The 17,344-nt window shown below is 47.3% G+C and carries 19 protein-coding genes and 2 tRNA genes; 10 read left to right on the forward strand and 11 right to left on the reverse strand.

Annotated elements, in window-relative coordinates; all coding sequences use genetic code 11:
• The first annotated feature begins 152 nt into the window (after nt 1-152).
• The 4 genes from H6759_00500 to H6759_00515 all read left to right on the forward strand — a co-directional run bounded on the left by H6759_00500 (nt 153) and on the right by H6759_00515 (nt 4,297).
• A complete protein-coding gene (locus H6759_00500; protein ID USN52551.1) occupies nt 153-1,787 on the forward strand; it encodes a transposase in 1,635 nt (544 codons plus the stop codon).
• 648 nt (nt 1,788-2,435) lie between these two features.
• Nucleotides 2,436-2,978, forward strand: a complete 543-nt coding sequence (locus H6759_00505; protein USN52552.1) for an inorganic diphosphatase — start codon at nt 2,436-2,438, stop codon at nt 2,976-2,978.
• Between the two features lies 1 nt (nt 2,979).
• Nucleotides 2,980-3,708: an FAD-dependent oxidoreductase gene (locus H6759_00510; protein USN52553.1), complete on the forward strand. Its 729-nt coding sequence runs from the start codon at nt 2,980-2,982 to the stop codon at nt 3,706-3,708.
• Between the two features lie 34 nt (nt 3,709-3,742).
• Nucleotides 3,743-4,297, forward strand: coding sequence for a hypothetical protein (locus H6759_00515; protein USN52554.1), 555 nt, complete (start codon nt 3,743-3,745; stop codon nt 4,295-4,297).
• 75 nt (nt 4,298-4,372) lie between these two features.
• Here the strand turns inward: H6759_00515 and H6759_00520 are convergent.
• The 4 genes from H6759_00520 to H6759_00535 form a co-directional block, all read right to left on the reverse strand.
• Nucleotides 4,373-4,449 (reverse strand) — tRNA-Ile (locus tag H6759_00520).
• 142 nt (nt 4,450-4,591) lie between these two features.
• A tRNA-Gly gene (locus H6759_00525) sits at nt 4,592-4,666 on the reverse strand.
• Between the two features lie 45 nt (nt 4,667-4,711).
• Nucleotides 4,712-4,894, reverse strand: coding sequence for a hypothetical protein (locus H6759_00530; GenBank protein ID USN52555.1), 183 nt, complete (start codon nt 4,892-4,894; stop codon nt 4,712-4,714).
• On the reverse strand, nt 4,891-7,161 hold the full coding sequence (locus H6759_00535) for a lamin tail domain-containing protein (GenBank protein USN52556.1): 2,271 nt from the start codon (nt 7,159-7,161) through the stop codon (nt 4,891-4,893). The genes H6759_00530 and H6759_00535 overlap by 4 nt, the downstream gene beginning before the upstream one ends.
• Before the next feature lie 198 nt (nt 7,162-7,359).
• Here H6759_00535 and lexA point away from each other — a divergent pair, with 198 nt between their 5' ends.
• The 4 genes from lexA to H6759_00555 are packed head-to-tail and all read left to right on the forward strand — an operon-like array spanning nt 7,360 to nt 9,888.
• Nucleotides 7,360-7,983 (forward strand): transcriptional repressor LexA, encoded by a 624-nt coding sequence (gene lexA, locus H6759_00540; GenBank protein USN52557.1) that lies wholly within the window; start codon nt 7,360-7,362, stop codon nt 7,981-7,983.
• A gap of 33 nt (nt 7,984-8,016) precedes the next feature.
• Nucleotides 8,017-8,268: a hypothetical protein gene (locus tag H6759_00545; protein ID USN52558.1), complete on the forward strand. Its 252-nt coding sequence runs from the start codon at nt 8,017-8,019 to the stop codon at nt 8,266-8,268.
• A gap of 10 nt (nt 8,269-8,278) precedes the next feature.
• Nucleotides 8,279-9,535: a DNA polymerase IV gene (locus tag H6759_00550; protein USN52559.1), complete on the forward strand. Its 1,257-nt coding sequence runs from the start codon at nt 8,279-8,281 to the stop codon at nt 9,533-9,535.
• The gene (locus H6759_00555) at nt 9,535-9,888 is read left to right on the forward strand and encodes a hypothetical protein (GenBank protein USN52560.1); all 354 of its coding nucleotides are present in this window, start codon (nt 9,535-9,537) and stop codon (nt 9,886-9,888) included. Before H6759_00550 ends, H6759_00555 begins: the two co-directional genes overlap by 1 nt.
• A 63-nt stretch (nt 9,889-9,951) precedes the next feature.
• Here the strand turns inward: H6759_00555 and H6759_00560 are convergent, their stop codons facing one another.
• Nucleotides 9,952-10,158: a hypothetical protein gene (locus tag H6759_00560; GenBank protein USN52561.1), complete on the reverse strand. Its 207-nt coding sequence runs from the start codon at nt 10,156-10,158 to the stop codon at nt 9,952-9,954.
• A gap of 477 nt (nt 10,159-10,635) precedes the next feature.
• On the opposite strand from H6759_00560, the gene H6759_00565 reads away from it, so the two are divergent.
• Nucleotides 10,636-10,893, forward strand: coding sequence for an RNA-binding protein (locus tag H6759_00565; protein ID USN52562.1), 258 nt, complete (start codon nt 10,636-10,638; stop codon nt 10,891-10,893).
• A 61-nt stretch (nt 10,894-10,954) separates the two neighbouring features.
• Here the strand turns inward: H6759_00565 and gatB are convergent, their stop codons facing one another.
• The 5 genes from gatB to thyA form a co-directional block, all read right to left on the reverse strand.
• Nucleotides 10,955-12,460, reverse strand: a complete 1,506-nt coding sequence (gene gatB / locus H6759_00570) for an Asp-tRNA(Asn)/Glu-tRNA(Gln) amidotransferase subunit GatB (protein USN52563.1) — start codon at nt 12,458-12,460, stop codon at nt 10,955-10,957.
• Nucleotides 12,461-12,551: 91 nt separating this feature from the next.
• Complete coding sequence (locus H6759_00575) at nt 12,552-13,286, reverse strand: hypothetical protein (GenBank protein ID USN52564.1); 735 nt, start codon at nt 13,284-13,286, stop codon at nt 12,552-12,554.
• A 58-nt stretch (nt 13,287-13,344) separates the two neighbouring features.
• Nucleotides 13,345-14,070: a hypothetical protein gene (locus H6759_00580; GenBank protein USN52565.1), complete on the reverse strand. Its 726-nt coding sequence runs from the start codon at nt 14,068-14,070 to the stop codon at nt 13,345-13,347.
• Nucleotides 14,067-14,567, reverse strand: coding sequence for a dihydrofolate reductase (locus H6759_00585; protein ID USN52566.1), 501 nt, complete (start codon nt 14,565-14,567; stop codon nt 14,067-14,069). The genes H6759_00580 and H6759_00585 overlap by 4 nt, the downstream gene beginning before the upstream one ends.
• Nucleotides 14,568-14,585: 18 nt before the next feature.
• Nucleotides 14,586-15,488 carry a thymidylate synthase gene (thyA, locus tag H6759_00590; GenBank protein USN52567.1) on the reverse strand — a complete coding sequence of 301 codons (903 nt, stop codon included), beginning with the start codon at nt 15,486-15,488 and terminating at the stop codon, nt 14,586-14,588.
• 143 nt (nt 15,489-15,631) lie between these two features.
• Between thyA and H6759_00595 the strand changes: the two genes are divergently transcribed.
• Nucleotides 15,632-16,183 (forward strand): AAA family ATPase, encoded by a 552-nt coding sequence (locus H6759_00595; protein ID USN52568.1) that lies wholly within the window; start codon nt 15,632-15,634, stop codon nt 16,181-16,183.
• Nucleotides 16,184-16,237: 54 nt separating this feature from the next.
• Here H6759_00595 and H6759_00600 read toward each other — a convergent pair whose 3' ends face one another.
• The gene (locus tag H6759_00600) at nt 16,238-17,344 is read right to left on the reverse strand and encodes a cytochrome P450 (GenBank protein ID USN52569.1); all 1,107 of its coding nucleotides are present in this window, start codon (nt 17,342-17,344) and stop codon (nt 16,238-16,240) included.

Here is a 17,344-nt window from a genome sequence, read left to right on the forward strand (position 1 = left end):
GGTTGACAAAATCAATAATATATGGTTAGTTACAGGTCTCTGACGAGATTTTTGTCGTAAGACTGTAGCCTTGTCAGTGGATACGCCCGTAAAAAGGCGTTTTTACAACCCAAAAGTGGCTCGGAGCTAGCCCAAATAGCTCTAGGTGTTAGATGAATGGTAAGCGAATCGTAGCAGTGGCCTATGCCCCAAAGGGGACGGCCTTTGTCGCCACTCGCGGCGCGAATGGCAATTTGACCACGATCGCTCTCAAGGAGTCGGCCAAGAAGCCGAGTTCTCGCGAGAAAAAGATCGAGTTCATCCAATCACTCGACCCAGATCACGATGTACTCGTGATCGAGAATGGGGGAGTGAGCGACTACTTTGCTCTCTATGCCCGCGCTCGTGGCATCAAGGTGCTGCGGTTTGCGCCCTCCGTACTCGGGGGTGCTGAACACCCGGCCAAGAAGGACGATGCGGCAGATGCTCTCGACCGCTCGCGCGCCATGGCACTACTCAACCAACATGGCATCACGGTCGTGAAGGCTGAGAAGCCCAATGGTACCGAGACCAGTGCTATTCTCACGCTCCGTAAGGCGCGTGCCATGGCGATGTGTGTGGTCGGTATCCATGGACATGAAAGCCTTCGTCCGATGACGGAGGGTGACGTGACCAACCTGCGGCTGAAGCTCGTGTACCGCTCGTACGTGCGTAGCTTCAAGGCGACCATGCGCGCTTATCAGGGCGTGTTGCAGTCGTACCGTGATCAGGCGCTCATCGCGCAAGCCTTCGCCGAGACCGAGAACAATGTCCTCGAGATGTTGTTAGAGGACTTGCTCGGTGGTGAGGCTAACGAGACCGAGCGTGCGGACTTCTTCGCCCTCATCGGTAAGACGTTCGGCAACGAAGGTCTGCCGGCTCAGGCTACCGAAGAAGATATCGCCAAGCTCGTCGGAGCCTTTCTCGAGAGCGATAAGTTTCGCTCGACCATCTTCGATCGTCTCAAGGCGCAGAAGAAGGCTGTCGAGCGTGTGCTCCAGGGCGGCAAGGTTCGTCGTAAGGGAACGAAGGAATTCGACATCATCCCTGCAAGCGACGTCTACAAGACGGTGTTCGAACCGATCGACGGCTGTGGTCCGCTCATTGCGGCTCGCATGATCGCGGCGATCGTCGACATCCGCCGCTTCAAGAGCGCTCCGGCGCTCAAGGCCTATGCGGGCTATCACCACTTCGAAGATGGTACTCGCGCTCGTCGCGTTGCAGGCAAGGTCTCGAATTGGAACACCGATCTCAAGCAGGGAGTCTATCTCTTCTGCGACCAGACGGTGAAGAACAAGAAGAGCCCATGGAACGCAAGGCTCGAGCACCGCAAGGCGTTCGAGCTCTACAAGCTCTTGCTCAACCGGCAGGAGCTGGCGATGGACGCGGATCTCGACATCGAGGTTGTGCCCGTCGCCTACATGGAGCGCACCATCAAGGGTGTGCAGGACATCGTGCCGGGTGACTTCACCGTTCTCGCCGATCATCTCGAAGCTCTGCAGAATCGTTTCGGTGTCGCCTTCAAGAAGGGTGGCGACGAAGAGGTTCTGCAGGACATCGAGACCGACGAGGACGAAGAAGAGCAGACGGTGCTCACCAAGACCGAGAAGGACTTCGCCAAGAAGCTCAAGGGCTTGAAGGGTAGCGCTCATCAAAAGGCGCTGCGCTGGCTCGGTCAGCAGTTTCTCAAGCATGTCTACAACGAGTGGAGCAAGCTCGTCGTCGACGTGAAGGAGGAACCCACCTCGGAGGCCGTGGCCGCCGAGTGACGTACATTTTGGTGAATGGACTATGCGACACGTGTTGAAGGACTTGTGGACTATTGTCTACTCACCATCACCCGACCAAACCCCTCATTCCCCACATTTGTGGGGAGGTCTGAGGAAGTTTGGTCGGGTACCCTTATGAGGTATCAACAAGGTTGATGTTTCATAAGGGTGGAGGGACTACCACTTGAATGTCGAAAGACTAAGGCCGAATTGTCCCAAAACCCGCACCTTATGAGAGTGACTAGCCCGCAGTTGTCGAAAGACTATTGGGAGTTTGTCACTCTCTCGCTCAACGGTACGAATAACTTCGTTTCATTGAGCATCCTAATGATCTATCAATCACATGTTGATGAATCATTAGGGTGGCGGGACTTCGAACGGCGTGTCGAAAGACTAACGGTGCGTTGTCCCAAAACCCGCACTTTATGAGAGTGACTAAGTAGACCGTGTCGAAAGACTGTCGCTCGTTTGTCGCTCTCTTGCCCCCAGCGCGTGCAAACGTGCTGGGGGTTTTTATTTGCTCCTGATTCAGCTTTAGTTATCAGCCGCTATTCCCACAAGCGTGGGGACCAAGGGGTTTTTGTGTTTCTTTGACCGCAAAATCTCTATTTGCTAGGCTTATCCGTATCATTTTTATCTTCTACATCTATGAAAGGCATTAATCTCTATCACGAAGTTTCTTGCGGTACGCCAGACGAATTTAACGTTGTTATCGACCTTCCAAAAGGCTCGGCAAACAAGGTTGAATACGACGAAGAAGGCGGTTACTTTAAGCTCGATCGCGTTTTACATCAACCAACATTTTATCCATTTGATTATGGATTTATCCCACAAACGCATGCAGGTGATGGCGATGCTACGGACGTTTGTTTATTGCTCACGCATCCAACGTTTACTGGATGTGTCGTAAAGGCTCGTGCGATCGGCATGATCAAAACAGCAGACCAAGATGGTGATGATGCAAAGATTATCGCTGTGCCTGTTTCGAAAGTTGATCCTCGTTTTGATGAGCTTACATCGTATGAACAGCTTCCAAAACATGTACAAGAAGAGTTTTTACTTTTCTTCAAAGAGTACAAAAAACTCGAAAAGAAAAAGTATGATCAAATCGTGATTAATGGTTTTGGATCAGTCGACGAAGCAAAGGCTGAAATCACAGCTTCTATTGAGGCCTATAAAGCAAAGCACTAACATGCATCCATCTCTTGTCGAACGCCCTTTCGTGGTGAAAGAACTTAAGTGGGAAACCGCCGATACCTTTACCTTGGTCTTAGCTCCAGAAGATGGGTTACTAAATTATGACTATAAGCCAGGTCAATGGCTTTATCTCCATTTACTAAATGATGACGGTACGATGTGGGCTCGTGCAGCTTACTCGGTAGCTTCTGCTCCAAGTCAATCAAAACAAACGCTGGAGCTCTCTATCAAACTCGCGGGTGACTTTACTAAACGTGCCTCTAAGCTCATGCCAGACGACAAGGTGCGTATGCAAGGGCCATTTGGTGTTTTTTGTCCTGCGATTGAATCTGATAAGCCGGTGGTCTTTTTTGCAGGTGGTATTGGTGTGACGCCATTTCGTTCTTATGTAGAAGAATGCGTCATTCAGGGGAGTAAACACCCGATTGTACTCGTCTACTCTAATCGCACCATCGAAGAGGCGCCGTTTATGGCAGAGATTCAAAAACTCGCTGATCAAGATCTGTTGATTCCGATCTTAATTCTCACGCGTGACGCACCAGATGACTGGCCAGAGCCTGTCGGTCGTTTAAACGAATCACATATCGAGAAATTGGCACCTGTACTCGATACGGCGATGTTTTATGCCTGTGGACCTGATGACTTTATGAAGAGCGTCAAAGAGCTCCTCGCGGCAAAGGGTGTGGATGTAAAGACAAGATACAAACAAGAATCGTTCGGCTAGGTTTTATTACGGCTATTATCATACTATTTCTCCTATGAACAAAAATGCTCTCTTGGTCGCGATGGCTGCGGTAGTCGCTTTAACGGGTTTAGGTTGTCAGAATCCTATTGATGCCATGCAAGACAAGGTGTCTGAAAAGATTGGTGAGAAGGTTGCAGAAACGGTGATTGAAAAATCTACGGGTGGCAAAGTAGACCTTAATAAAAACACGGCGACCTTTAAAGATGAGAAGACGGGGGACTTTCAGTCTTATGGTGAGGACCTCGCTATCCCAAGTGACTTTCCTAGCGACTTAAAAAAGATTGATGGTGCGAGTGTCTCTCATATCTCTGCTAAGGGTGATAAGAGCTCTGCTGCCTTGGTTCAAATGGTAGATAATACAGATATCGCTGCAGTTGCGGAGAGTATTGATACAACGGTAAAAGCGATGGGTTATACGCGCGCATCGGACGCAAACCTTGGAGGCACGATCGTGCGTAGCTATGAAAAAGAATCGTCACAAATGACGGTGATGGTTGTAAGAGATAGCGAAGACGAAACCGCTAAGACCATGGTTACCATGACGCTTACGGCTGAAGTTACTGAATAATGAAATAGGTATTCACGCTGGCCCCGCCACGTGAACCGCATAGTAAAAACCGCAGGTTTTCCTGCGGTTTTTACGTGGTGGGCGTACCTGGATTCGAACCAGGGACCTTTACATTATCAGTGTAACGCTCTAACCAACTGAGCTATACGCCCTTAATTTATCTGTATGTTCGATGCCTGCCCTGAGCGAGCAGAGCGAGTCGAAGGGTGGCGGTAGATTAACGAATTTTTCTAAACAAGGCAAGTGGGCATAGGCAAAATAACAAAAAACACCCCGTTTGGGGTGTTTTTTGTATGGAGCGGGTAGGGGGAATCGAACCCCCGTCTCTACCATGGCAAGGTAGCATAATAGCCATTATACGATACCCGCGTGACCAATTCGCATTACTGCGAGTGGCCACAGATTAGCAAAACCTTACAAGAGTTGCAAGTCCCCAAATTCTCGGGCAATGGGTCCGGAGGGGCTATTGAGGCGTTCTGCGAGTTCTTGGGTTCGATGGAGGAGCATGGCGTGGGTTTGTTGGAGCTCGCGAATTTCTTCGACGAGTTGCTCGCATTGATCCATCCACGATCCAAAGGGATACCATTCATTGTTCATAGCGAAGCTTTTGTGAGTGTTTTTTGATGAAGAGGTTTACGTTTGCGCCAGCGCTTAAAGCCTTCATAGGCAGCAACGGTAATGCCGGCGGCACCAAAAGGTGTCCAATCTGGTATTGGTGATGTTTGTGCTACGGGTTTTATTTCGGACGCGCTTTTTAGGATGGTAATATCTTCGGCAGTGACTGGGTATAAAATGGGTCCATCGCTTGAGAAGTTGAGTACACCAGTGATAGTAACGAGATCATCTTTCTTTAGTCGTTGTACTCGATAACGGGTAGCAGCCTTAATGGTCGCCGTCATATTAATGCCGTCTACGTTAAGCTCGGCTTTGCCGGCAGTAATGGAGATGATGGTTCCTGTTACCGTTATTTTGCTCCACGCATCAGCCGTTTCTTCGGCAAGTATATCAACGATACGCGTTGGAACGGGAGAAGGTTCTGTACGAAGGACACTCCAAGTATCATCCGATTTCATCGTAAGAATAATGCCGTCGTCATCATTTGTAATATCTCCGGTGAGTTCGACGGTGCTACCGAATACCGGTGTTTTTTGTCCGGTCGGTACTTTCACCAAGAGTCCGCGTCCATCTGGTGCTTGAAGGATAAATTGTCGCTTTAAAAGGATTCCCGGCACAGTGCCGACAATACCCTGCACACGTACTCGCCAGGATTGTGGCTGCATAAGGATTTGTTCAATCGTTGAAGGATGAATAATATTTGCTATCGCACTTTTTGAAAGCGTTGCTGTTTTTACTGCTGCTGTTTTTGCTGTTGTTGTTTTGGGTGTAGTTGTCTTGCTGGTAGTTGCTTTGGCTGTAGCTGTTGATTTTGCAGGAGTTGAGCTGGTTTTTGTTGTTGCTTTGGTAGAGGTTGCCGGAGCTTTTGCTGTTTGTGTGCTCATGAGTGTCGTTGATGTTGTTACTGTTTTGGCCGGTGTTGTTATTGTATTTGTTATGACCGCAGTATCTGTTTCGCTGGTAATAGTTTCGGAGTTGAGAATATCTTCTTCTTCGGTTAGGGCGATGAGATCGGCGTTTTGCCAAGTACCATCAAGAATCCAAGTGCTTCCTTTTGGTGTTTCTGGATAGCTCATGGTATCGACCAGCTCTCCGGAAGCATCGTAAAAAGAAAGCGTATCACCAGCATTTAAGAGCACGGCACTTTTTAATGTGACACGCACAAGGTCATCATGCTCAATCAGATTTGTTCTTGTTGAAGTAGAAAAGCGAAAAATTGTATTACTGCGACTATTTTGTAGATACCAGCCATCAAGCGCAGCAAGATTTCTGTTTTCATTTAGCCAAGCGAGATCAATCCACTCATAGGCGTTATCCGGTGCCGGAAAGACAGCTTGTAATCGGAGAGCTGCTGAGGGGAGAATGATCTCTGAAGGAGGTGTTTCTACTGGAGATTCAATTGTTGGAATTATTGCTGACGTAGGTGGTTCTTCTATCGGAATTTCAAGTGTAGAAGTTGTTTCGGTTGATTCGATCGGTTTTGTTTCTTCGATAAAAACTTCTTCTGGATTTTCTTCATTATCCGTATTTGTATTTACATCAGTGTCTATCGTTATTTCTGTTGATATTACTGCTTCTATCGGCTCAACAGGTTCGTTGTCTATAGGCTCTGTTTCAAGCGTTTCGGGGAGAGGGTCTATGTCTAAGATCTCCTCAGAAGACGCTATAGAGTCTTCTTGAAGACAACCGTCACAGAATCCAGGTGTGCCAAAATCTGTAACACCATCTTTCATAAAGAGTGTTGTTGTTGCGGTGATCCAGCTTTCATCAATCAGGGAGCGAATCATTGTTGCTTTTGGCGTGCTAGATCCCGCGGTTGGTGGGTTGCCTTCTACCTCATCCATCAAAATGTCTTCATCATCAAAAAGACGAAGGGATAGTTGGCTATTTGAAAGAGATAAGGATGTTGTAACAAAGTGTGTTGTTGTCGCGAGAATGCTTTTCTCGTCATTCGTGTCATAGTTTGCGATGAGATAACTGCTTTGTGGAGCGATGATAGCTGCTTCATCAAACAGCAAAGGTGACGCCGAAGCTCCCTCAAGACGATAGCCAGCAAGAGAGAGTGGGGCATCGCTCGTATTCCAAAGCTCAATCCACTCATCAGCAATAGAGTAGCTTGATCCTGCCCAAGAAATTTCACCTATACGTACCGCTATTGGTTCGATAGCCTGCACATGAGGAGCAAAGGGACCTAAAAAAGAACCAAGGATGGTAATGAGACTAAGATGGCCCAGAAGGCGTCGGAGCATAGAGCTTAGTGGCGTCCGAATCACGATCCGCTAACCGCGAATACCCATGATAACGTTCCGCTCTCTCTACTCCGTTGCCATAAAATGAGAGGGGGTATGTGGATAACTCCAGAAAAACTGTGAATAACCCAATAAATACGAGGTGAATGTAACTTATTGACGAGAGGCTTCTATTGTTCTATTTTTGTTCTAGTAGCTATGACTCCATCACTTACCCCCAAGCAGAAAGAAGTTCTCGATTATATCGTCAACTTTATTTCAGACCAAGGATACCCTCCTTCTTATCGCGAAATCGCGAGCGGTCTTAAGTTAGCTTCACCTTCGACGGTGCATGCGCATGTTCAAGCTTTGCGAGAGCGTGGGTATTTACGTGGCGCCGAAGCCTCGGGATCAGCTCGTGAGCTTGAGCCAACAGACAAGGCAACAAAGTGGGGGCGTAGCGTTATTTTGCCACTCGTCGGTCTTATTACCGCGGGTCTACCTATCGAGGCGGTAGAAGAGCGCGAAACCCTAGCGGTGCCAGTGGACATTGTTCCTGATGCAGCAAACTCCTATGTGCTACGTGTAAAAGGGGAGTCAATGATTGATGAGGGTATTCATGATGGTGACTATGTCATTATTGAACGCAACCCATCACCTAAAAATGGCGATGTTGTTGTGGCATTGCTTGAAAACTCTCACGCAACACTGAAAAAGTTTTTTCGAGAAAAAGATCGCATTCGTTTACAGCCTGCAAATAAAACGATGCAACCTATCTATTGTTACGATCCTCTGATTCAGGGTGTGGTGAAGGCAGTAATACGTTCATACGGTAATTTTTAGTCAAAAGCTTCGCTTTTAAGAATAAATATCTATATGACATATGAGCAGGTCAAACAACCTGTAGAGGTTGTTGTTGTCTTTAAACAACGTAAACCAGAGCCCTTTATCATTAAATGGGGAAAACGCTATATTCGTATTCAAAAAATTCACCTCGTTCATTCGGAGCGTATCGGTCGCGATAAGGTGTACTACTTTTCTGTATCAGATAATGCCAACGCGTATAGACTCTCTTTTTCGACAGAAACCCTTCATTGGCACATGGATGAGGTGAGGGTGCTTTCTTAACTATAGCCCTATGGAACGTATCATTGCTCATATCGATATGAATTCCTATTTTGCGAGCGTTGAGCAACAGGCGAATCCGTTATTACGTGGCAAAGCACTAGGAGTTTGTGCGTACTTGCACGAGCAAGGCTGTATTATCGCGGCCTCAATCGAGGCAAAGCGTCAGGGGATGAAGGTGGGTATGACGCTCAAAGAAGCACGCGAAGTGGTACCGGGGGCAAAATTTATTCAAAATGATCCTACAAAATATCGCTCTGTTACGAAGCGTATATTTGCTATTTTTCGTCAGGTGACAGACAAGATGGAGCCATATTCTATCGATGAGGCATTTCTTGATATGACGGGTTGGTGTCGTGACGAGGCAGAAGCCGCCTTCCTTTTAACACAAATCAAAGAGCGTATTCGAGAAGAGATTGGGGAGTGGCTCCCATGTTCCATTGGTATTGCTTCAACAAAATTTTTAGCAAAAGTTGCCTCTGAGCGTCAAAAACCAAACGGTCTTACGGTGATCCGGTTTCATGAGCTTGATACTTTTTATGCTACGCTCGATCTTGAGGATTTTCCTGGGATAGGAAAACGTATGCGTCGACAGCTATGGCGTTTAGGTATTTTTACGCCATTACAATTACGTTATGCAGACCCAATGATTTTTTTGCGCTCACTTGGTAAGACCGGTTATACGCTCTGGGCTTCATTAAATGGTATCGAGTGTTCAGCGTTATTTACTTCTCCGGAGACGCCTAAGAGTATTGGGCATTCTTACTGCGTACCAAATCGTGTAAATGTGGATGGGCAGGTTGCTTCAACCTTGGCTCGATTAGTCGCACGCGCAGGTAATCGACTCAGAGAAAAGGAGCTAGTAGCACATGCGTTTTCAATAATTGTCGGTGTTCATAACGAAGAGCTCTATCGCCATCATCAGAAAAAACTTATACCCGAGACAGATGATGTATTGGTATTGCAAGCTCAAGCATCTGAATTGCTCGTTTTACTTTGGCGAGGTGAGCGTGTGACGTTTTTAGCGGTGACACTTACAGACTTAAGGCGTCCTTCGGAGCAGTTCGTTCTCCCAATGTTGCACGAACACCGCTCAGCGAGCTCGCTTATAGATTGGCGAGATGTTTCAACGGGTCTTGATCGTGTGCGTATGCGTTATGGAGAAGAGGTGCTGTTCTTAGGGAGAGAATGGGCAGCCTTGCAAGATAAACAAGCACCCGATCGAATAGGATTTCGCAAGATCGAAGGACCGGGGTATGATATAGCCTAATGAAAACCACTTTTCGACAAGGATACCTTCTTATTGTGTTCTGCTTGTTAGCCGTTTCTTTTTTGTATGTTCGTTTTGCGGTATTACCTAAGCAAAACAATCAAACACAAATAGAGCAACAACGTTATCAGGAGGTAGTCGAACAAGTCGAAAGAGAAACGGGTATAGATAAAAACGATGTACCAGCGCTTTCATTTGTGGATGACTTACCAACGTTAAAAGCAGCGAATCCAGAATTTTATCAAAACGCAAAAGTAGGTGATTGGGTATTACGTTACTCAAATAAGGTTGTTCTCTATCGATTAGAGTCAAAAACAATTATCGCAGAACAGATTTTTCAATCAGCGCCTTAGCGCTGATTTTTTTAAAACAAAAATCCTCCCATCTAAGATGAGAGGATCTCCTCCGTTTTAAGATTAACGCTTTTTCGTCGTTTTCTTAGCAGCTTTTCTTTTAGGAGCAGCTTTTTTAACGGTCTTTTTAACAGCTTTCTTTACTGTCTTCTTAGCAACTTTTTTAGGAGCAGCTTTTTTAACAGCTTTCTTTACTGTCTTCTTAGCAACTTTTTTAGGAGCAGCTTTTTTAACAGCTTTCTTTACTGTCTTCTTTGTTTTCTTCATCATAGTGATTACACCTGCCTTTCTGTTTGGTCGTCGCACTTAGCGTGTGATCGAGCGCGTGATGTTGATTCACGCATGCACCAAATAGTATAACACATCTTTTTCTATTTGTGTGTGAAGTGTAGCCTGTGGATTATTTTTTTTTCGAAAAAAATTTTCTTGCTCTAAACAAAAAAGAAAAATGAAAATCATTTCTCTGTAGAATATGGCACCTCATCTTAAGAAATATTTTTCTTAAGATGAGGTGATGAAAACAACATAAGATGGGTGTATATTTTTTTGATGATGAAAAAAATTGAAGTGTGAACTTCGTAAAAAAAAAGAAGGGGATAGGTAGGGCATCTTGACAATAGCCGTTTATTATGTCACCGTGTAGGCGGATATCACGTGCGAGAAGCCTCAAGGTTTTGTGGGTCAGGCGCAAACGGTTATCCTGACTCATTATTGTTTCTTGGGCTTTCGAGCCCATTGTACACGCACATGTCTGCAAAATTGTTTGTCGGCGGCGTTCCATTCCGTGCTACGGAAGAGGAAATCCGCGACCACTTCGCTCAAGCTGGTGAGGTTGTAGAGGTATTCATCCCTCTCGATCGCGAAACTCGTCGTCCTCGTGGCTTCGTTTTCGTCACTATGGCTGACGAAGCTTCGGCTGAAAAAGCTATTGAAATGTTCAACGAACAGGACTTTGGCGGCCGTCAGATCAAGGTTAACCTCGCGCTTCCACAAGAACGCCGTTAATCTTATCTCAAAAAAACCACTCGCAAGAGTGGTTTTTTGTTTGCTACTTATTATGTGTTTTTTATACGATCCCGAGTTGTTTCTTAAGCTCTTCTTCTGCGAGCTCAGGATTAATGCGTCCTTCTGTTGCTTTCATGACACAACCAACAAACCATTTAACGAGTTTTACTTCACCATTTTTTATCTGTTCTGTTTGTTGTGGGTTTTGTGTGATTAAGCGCTCAACCGTTTCTGTGATCATGGCAGGATCGCTAATTTGTCCAAGCGTATGGTCTTCCATGAGCTGGCTTGGATCGGCGCCACTATCAACCATGAGAGCAAGAAGCTTTTGTGCATTCGTGCTACTTACCGCTCCTTCGTAGACAAGTTTTACAAACTCAGCAAAATTTTCTGGAGTGATGCGTAGATCCTCAAAGGAGATTTCTTTTTGTGTGAGAATGGCAGGTAGCTTGCTTAAGAGCCAGCCACTCATAAGTTTCGAGAGCTTAGAAATATCTGCGTCAATATTTGCCGCATTCATCCAAGCTTTTAATTCACTCATGATTTGATCAGCAAAATCCGTCCAGCCATTACTTACAATGAGTTTTACGTCATCAGCGGTAAATTGATACTCCTCAACAAGACGTGCACGTTTTGCAGCAGGAAGTTCTGGGAGACGTGTCTTTTCTTGTTCGCGAATTGCGCTAAGGACAAGTGGTGGTAAGTCTGGTTCAGGAAAGTAGCGATAGTCGGCGCTATTTTCTTTGCTACGTTGTTCAAAGGTTTTGCCGGTATTTTCATCCCAGCCACGTGTTGCGCCTTGAGGGATTTCGCCTCGGTCATGCATTTCGTTTTGACGTGCAATCTCATACGTTAATGCATGCTCTACTGAACGGAATGAGTTCAGATTTTTGATCTCTACTTTTGGATTGAACTCATCTTGAAGACGGCGACCATTTTCGTCGACTTCTAAAAGCGAGATATTTGCGTCACAACGCATATGGCCTTTTTCCATGTCAGCAGCAGATGAGCCGATCGCGCGTAGAATGTTTTGCATCTCTTGTACGTATGCTTTTGCTTCGGCTGGTGAGCGCAGATCAGGTTCGCTTACAATCTCAATCAAAGGAGAGCCGCCTCGGTTATAATCAACAAGTGTGGCTTGAGAGGCGCCATCATGTGAATTCTTTGCGGCGTCTTCTTCGAGATGGGCGCGTGTAATGCCTACGCGAATACGATCTCTCGGAGCTTCTTGTCCCGGAACATCAATCCAGAGCTCGCCATCAATACAAATTGGGTGATCAAATTGGGAGATCTGGTAGCCTTTTGGTAAGTCGGGATAAAAGTAGTTTTTGCGATCAAAGTGTGCCTCATCAGGGATACGGCATCCAAGGGCAAGACCTAGGCGTACACCGAGGTGAACAGCTTCTTGGTTAACGGCAGGCAATGCTCCTGGCTGACCCGTACATATGGGGCAAATAGCTGTATTTGGTGCGGTGGCATCGTCAACATTAGGGCAAGAGCAAAACATTTTGCTCTTGGTTTTAAGTCGGGCATGGATTTCGAGGCCGATAATGGTAATACGAGGCATAGAATACAGAGTTTTTACCCCGTTTACCGTTTGGGGTCAATTAAGCAAAATCCCCGCAAGAGCGGGGATTTTGATCAAACCAAGAAGGGGATTAAGCCGTTTCTTTGAGGTTCTTATAAAGACGAACCGTAAAAATAAGAAAGAGTGGGATAAAGAAGGATTGGACAACAGCGCTAAGCATTTGACCAAATGAGCTTGTAGAAGCTTCTGAAGCTTGGCCGAGACCACCAACAAGTAAGCCGATAAAGGCACCAAGGATGAGGGTAACAAGAACCATCAAAATACCAAAGACAAGGCCACTTGCGAGACTGCGCCAGAAGGCTGCCCACCAGCGCCCTTTAACAAGTTCAGATGAGCGTTTAAGTGCTTCAACACCTCTTTTGTCTTCATCAAGAAGTACGACATTAGCAAAGGCAAGACGACCTGCAAGCCAAATACCTGGGATAATAAGCAAAATGGTCGCACCTAAAATAGCAAAACCTTGAATAATACCAACCCAGATTGCCGGCCAAAAGTATTTCCAGCCAATAGCATTGTCGAGTGCTGTTACTTTTTGATCGGCTGCTTTTCTTAATAAAGCATGTGTAAAGCTATTTGATGTATGAATCAAGAGAACAGAGCTTGCAATGGTAAAAAGCAAGAAAATAACGGTATTCGTTGGAGTAAAATCTGTAGCCGTTTTTACAATAAAAGCACCAGGAAGTGCCGCGATAATGTTTGCAATCAAAAAGCGTACAGCACCTTCAAGATTAAAGCGCCAATCATTACGAAATTGGTCCCAGCTCGTTCGGATGAGCTCGCCGGCGGAGATGAGGGGTTTATTCATATGATCTAATCTTAGCAAAAATAGGTAAAAATATAAAGAACCCCCAGTGATGGGGGCTCTATCCGAGATAGGGTGCGAGCGCCGTGAAGACTCGCTCAAAATTTTCTTGTTTTGAACCCTGCACGCCAATATCAATGATACGAGTACCTTGATCTGTGAAGATTTTTCGCAGTTCTTGGGAATGATAGTTGGTGCGACAGGCGTCTTGAACAGCCTCTGCATCAAAGATCGAAGGATCTTCTTTTGGTCCGCGTGCCTTACGTCGACGCTCAGCTTCTTTGTTGGAGATGCTGAGGACGAGGAGGGCTTTTGGCGCGTATCTGAGTTCGAGTTGGTTACCCGGCTCGCTCATGATCTCATCGAGGGTGATCGATGGATCAACTGCAGGCTGATAGGCGAGCGAAGACGAGAGTCCTCGCACCTGAATGACTGTGCCACCAGTTTTGAGAAACGGGATCACAAGTTGCTCATAGAGCGCTAAGCGATCTTCACCGTACATCTTCACAAGTGTGCGTTGACTCGTCTGACTACCAGGTACGATGTGGTCACGTAGGCGATAGGATGCGCCTCTATGCGTCACATAGCTTGGTTCGCAGACGAGTAAGAACTCGGCTTTTAGTACATCAGGATGATCGGGCAGCGGTAGCTGTCCGTACTCCTTCTGAAACTCGATCGCATCAAAAACGCGACGTCCGCCTTGGGCGAGTGTGTCGAGAATGGTGCGGGCAAGGGTGTCCTTGCCGGCGCCGTCAATTGCTTCGAAGACAAATATTTTGGAGTTCATGTGGCTACCACTCGATGATACGTCGCGAAGTGATATCCGTCACCTCGGACGACGGTGTCGGTCTCAAGCTTCCAGATCTTGCGGTCGAGGGGCTTGAAGAAGACGTCGCCGTTCATGTCGTTCACGATGCGCGTGAGGTAGACAGTGTCTGCATAGGGCAGGGCGGCATTGTAGATGTCGCCACCGCCGATAATGCAGACCTCCGGTACCAGTAGCACGTCGAGCGCCGTCTCGAGCGAAGGCGCCACGAAAGCGCCCTTGAGCGAGAGGTTACTCTGTCGCGAGATCACCACATTGATCCGTCCCGGCAAGGGCCGAAACTTCTCCGGAAGTGAGTTCCAGGTCTTGCGACCCATGACATTGGGCTTACCCATGGTCAGCTCGCGAAAGCGCTTCATGTCTTCTTTGATGGGACCCCAGGGGATACCACCATCGGCGCCGATGACGTCGCGGTTATTTGCCGCGACGATGAGGGAGATTTTGCTTTTTCCGTACATGTGGTTCTCCTTGCTCCTTCAGATGGCGACTTCCATCTTGATGGCGGGGTCATGCTCGTAGCCGACGAGCTTGGTCATAGTGTGATCCCAATCGAAGATCGATGTCGATTCTCCGGTGGTGACGATGGTCGGCGGTTGATGTCGCTCGGGATCGCGAGAGAGCTGTTCGCGTGCACCTTCGAGATGGTTCTCGTAGATATGCACGTCGTTGAGATGTCCCACGAGTCTGCCGACCGGCATTCCGAGATCGCGCGCGATCAAATGCTGCAAGAGCGCGTAGGAGGCGATGTTGAAGGGGATGCCGAGCATCAGGTCGCAAGACCGCTGACTCCAGAGCAGGTTCAGCTTTCCACCGATGGTGGTGAGCTGAAAGCTCGTGTGGCAAGCGGGTAGCGCCATCATGTCGAGCTGACTTGGATTCCAAGCCATCACGATAACACGGCGATTCGACGGATCCCGGCGCATGGCGTCGATAGCGTTCTTGAGCTGATCGATGCCCATACCGGTATAGTCCGCCAGGTGGCCGTTGTATTCGGCATTCCAATGTCTCCATTGAAAGCCGTAGACAGGGCCGAGGTCACGTTCGTTGAGTTGGAACGCGTCCTTCTCCTTCTTCATCCTGTCCGCCTTGAGTTCGGGAGGAATGATGTCGGCTCGACACCATTGGTTCCAGATATAGCACTTGCGATTTTGATACCATTGCTTGTCGGTGATACCGTTAATGAATCCTTCGAGTTCTACAGCCATCGACTCAAAGAACAGCTTCTTGGTGGTGATGGCGGGAAACCCGAGCGAAGCATCGCAGGTGAAGCTCGCGCCGGCGATTTTGACGGCGCTAACTCCTGTCCGATTGGGCTCCAGGGAGCCGGTATTGAGTACGTCCTCGATGATGCGATGATATTCGGATGTTGGAGTGGTCACTGGTAGCTCCTTGGTTTTCTAATGTCCGTTCCGGCCAGCATGGCTAGATCGCAACGACCTTAGCGATTTGTCGCTCTCGAGGCAAGTCGAGTCTTGACCCAGTCTTTTGTCTATGTGATCCACGCGGTATGATGCTCAAATATATGCCATCTCTTATTATTGGTCTTGTAGGCCCAGCTGGATGCGGCAAAGGTACAGTTGCCGACATTTTACAAAAAGAACACGGTGCTGGTTATGTTCGTTTTAGTGCCATTCTTAGTACTATTTTAGAAGCTTTAGCACTCGATAAGTCGCGTGATGAGTTTGTTCGTCTTTCGGAGGTATTACGAAAAGAATTTGGTGAAGACATCTTGTCTCATGCTGTTGTTCGTCAAACGCTACTGTCTGACAAAGAGATTGTTGTTGTGGATGGTATTCGCCGATTAGAAGATATTATGGCATTTGAGCCTTTACCTCAGTTTGTTTTGATAGGTGTTGATGCCCCAGCAGAAATCCGCTTTGAACGTATGAAAAAACGCGGTGAAAAGGCAACTGAGTCTGATATGACATGGGAGCAGTTTCAACGAGAAGAGCAAGCGCCCACGGAGACTACGATCCCTGCTGTCATGAAACGAGCTACTATCACACTTGATAATTCAGGCACGCAAGAAGAGTTGGTAAAAAAGATCGAAGCATTTCTACAAACGTTAAAATAAGAAAGACCCTGCGCCATATGGTGCAGGGTTTTGTATTTCTCTTGCGAGAAACGTTCAGTTGAAGGTTATTGGCTTGATGCCAACGATGATGTTTTTCTTTGCATACGTGAGGTGCACGCACACATACTTTTTTTCGATCCCCGAAGGGAGCGAAAACTCGAATTCAGAAAGAAGTCGCTTATTGATACGCGTAATGATTTTACGCGTAGGTTTTTGTGCAGGGCAGCCAAAGGCGCCTTTACCAAAAGTGATCGGTTTCTCTACGCTCTTGTCGTAGTAACGAAACGGATGAAACTCCTCTGGAGATTCGAAGAGGTCAGGATCGTGATTGATGCCCATGGTGAAGACACCAATGAACCCCTTGTCAGGGAGTCTCCACGTCTTATCGCCAATCGTCACTTCTTGTGCGCTATCGGGATTGCGAATCACAGAAGAGATTGGATTGATACGAATCGTCTCTGTGAGGCAGTGCTCGAGAAGAGTCTGACGTTCGTTATCGGTTGACGCCGCGAACGCCTGGAGCACCTCGGTATTACCTAAGATGTCCACCATATTCCACATGCCGTAGGCACCGGGATAGGTCATGGCATTCCACACCGTCCACATCACGAACCACGGAAGATCGCGATCGTTGATAGGTGCATCATTGACGATAACCTTGCGCATCTCTTTGTAGAACCATGTCTGTTGGACCTCTGGGTCTTGCATGGCAGTACGAAGAAAAGTTTCGACGCGCTTAGTGGCACGGTATTTGCTATCAAGTCGACCACGAAGGATGGTCCCAGTGGTGTGCGGGATCTCAATACCATCGGCAATCTCGCGCATATCCTTACGGATAGTGCGAATCTTGACCCACAAATCCATACCAAGAATGGCGGCGCACGCAGCCTCGTGATAGAGCTCAACGAGTTCGGTGGTAAAGTTGATAGCCTCTTGATGACGCCATGTCTCGAGATAGGTCTCAAGCACGGCATCAATCGAGCTATCCATCTGCTGGACTCGATCCTTTGAGAAAAGGACATTGGCCATGAACTGACGTCCAGGAATCACGAGCTTCTGCACGTAGTCTGGATCATCTGATGTCTTATCAAACCAGTATCCCACCGTAGGGATTTTGGCGATAACAGCACCGATACGCATTCGGTCGGCTGGCTGCTTCAT

The organism is Candidatus Nomurabacteria bacterium (assembly GCA_023898425.1).
Classification (GTDB): domain Bacteria; phylum Patescibacteriota; class Patescibacteriia; order 2-12-FULL-60-25; family 2-12-FULL-60-25; genus HK-STAS-PATE-2.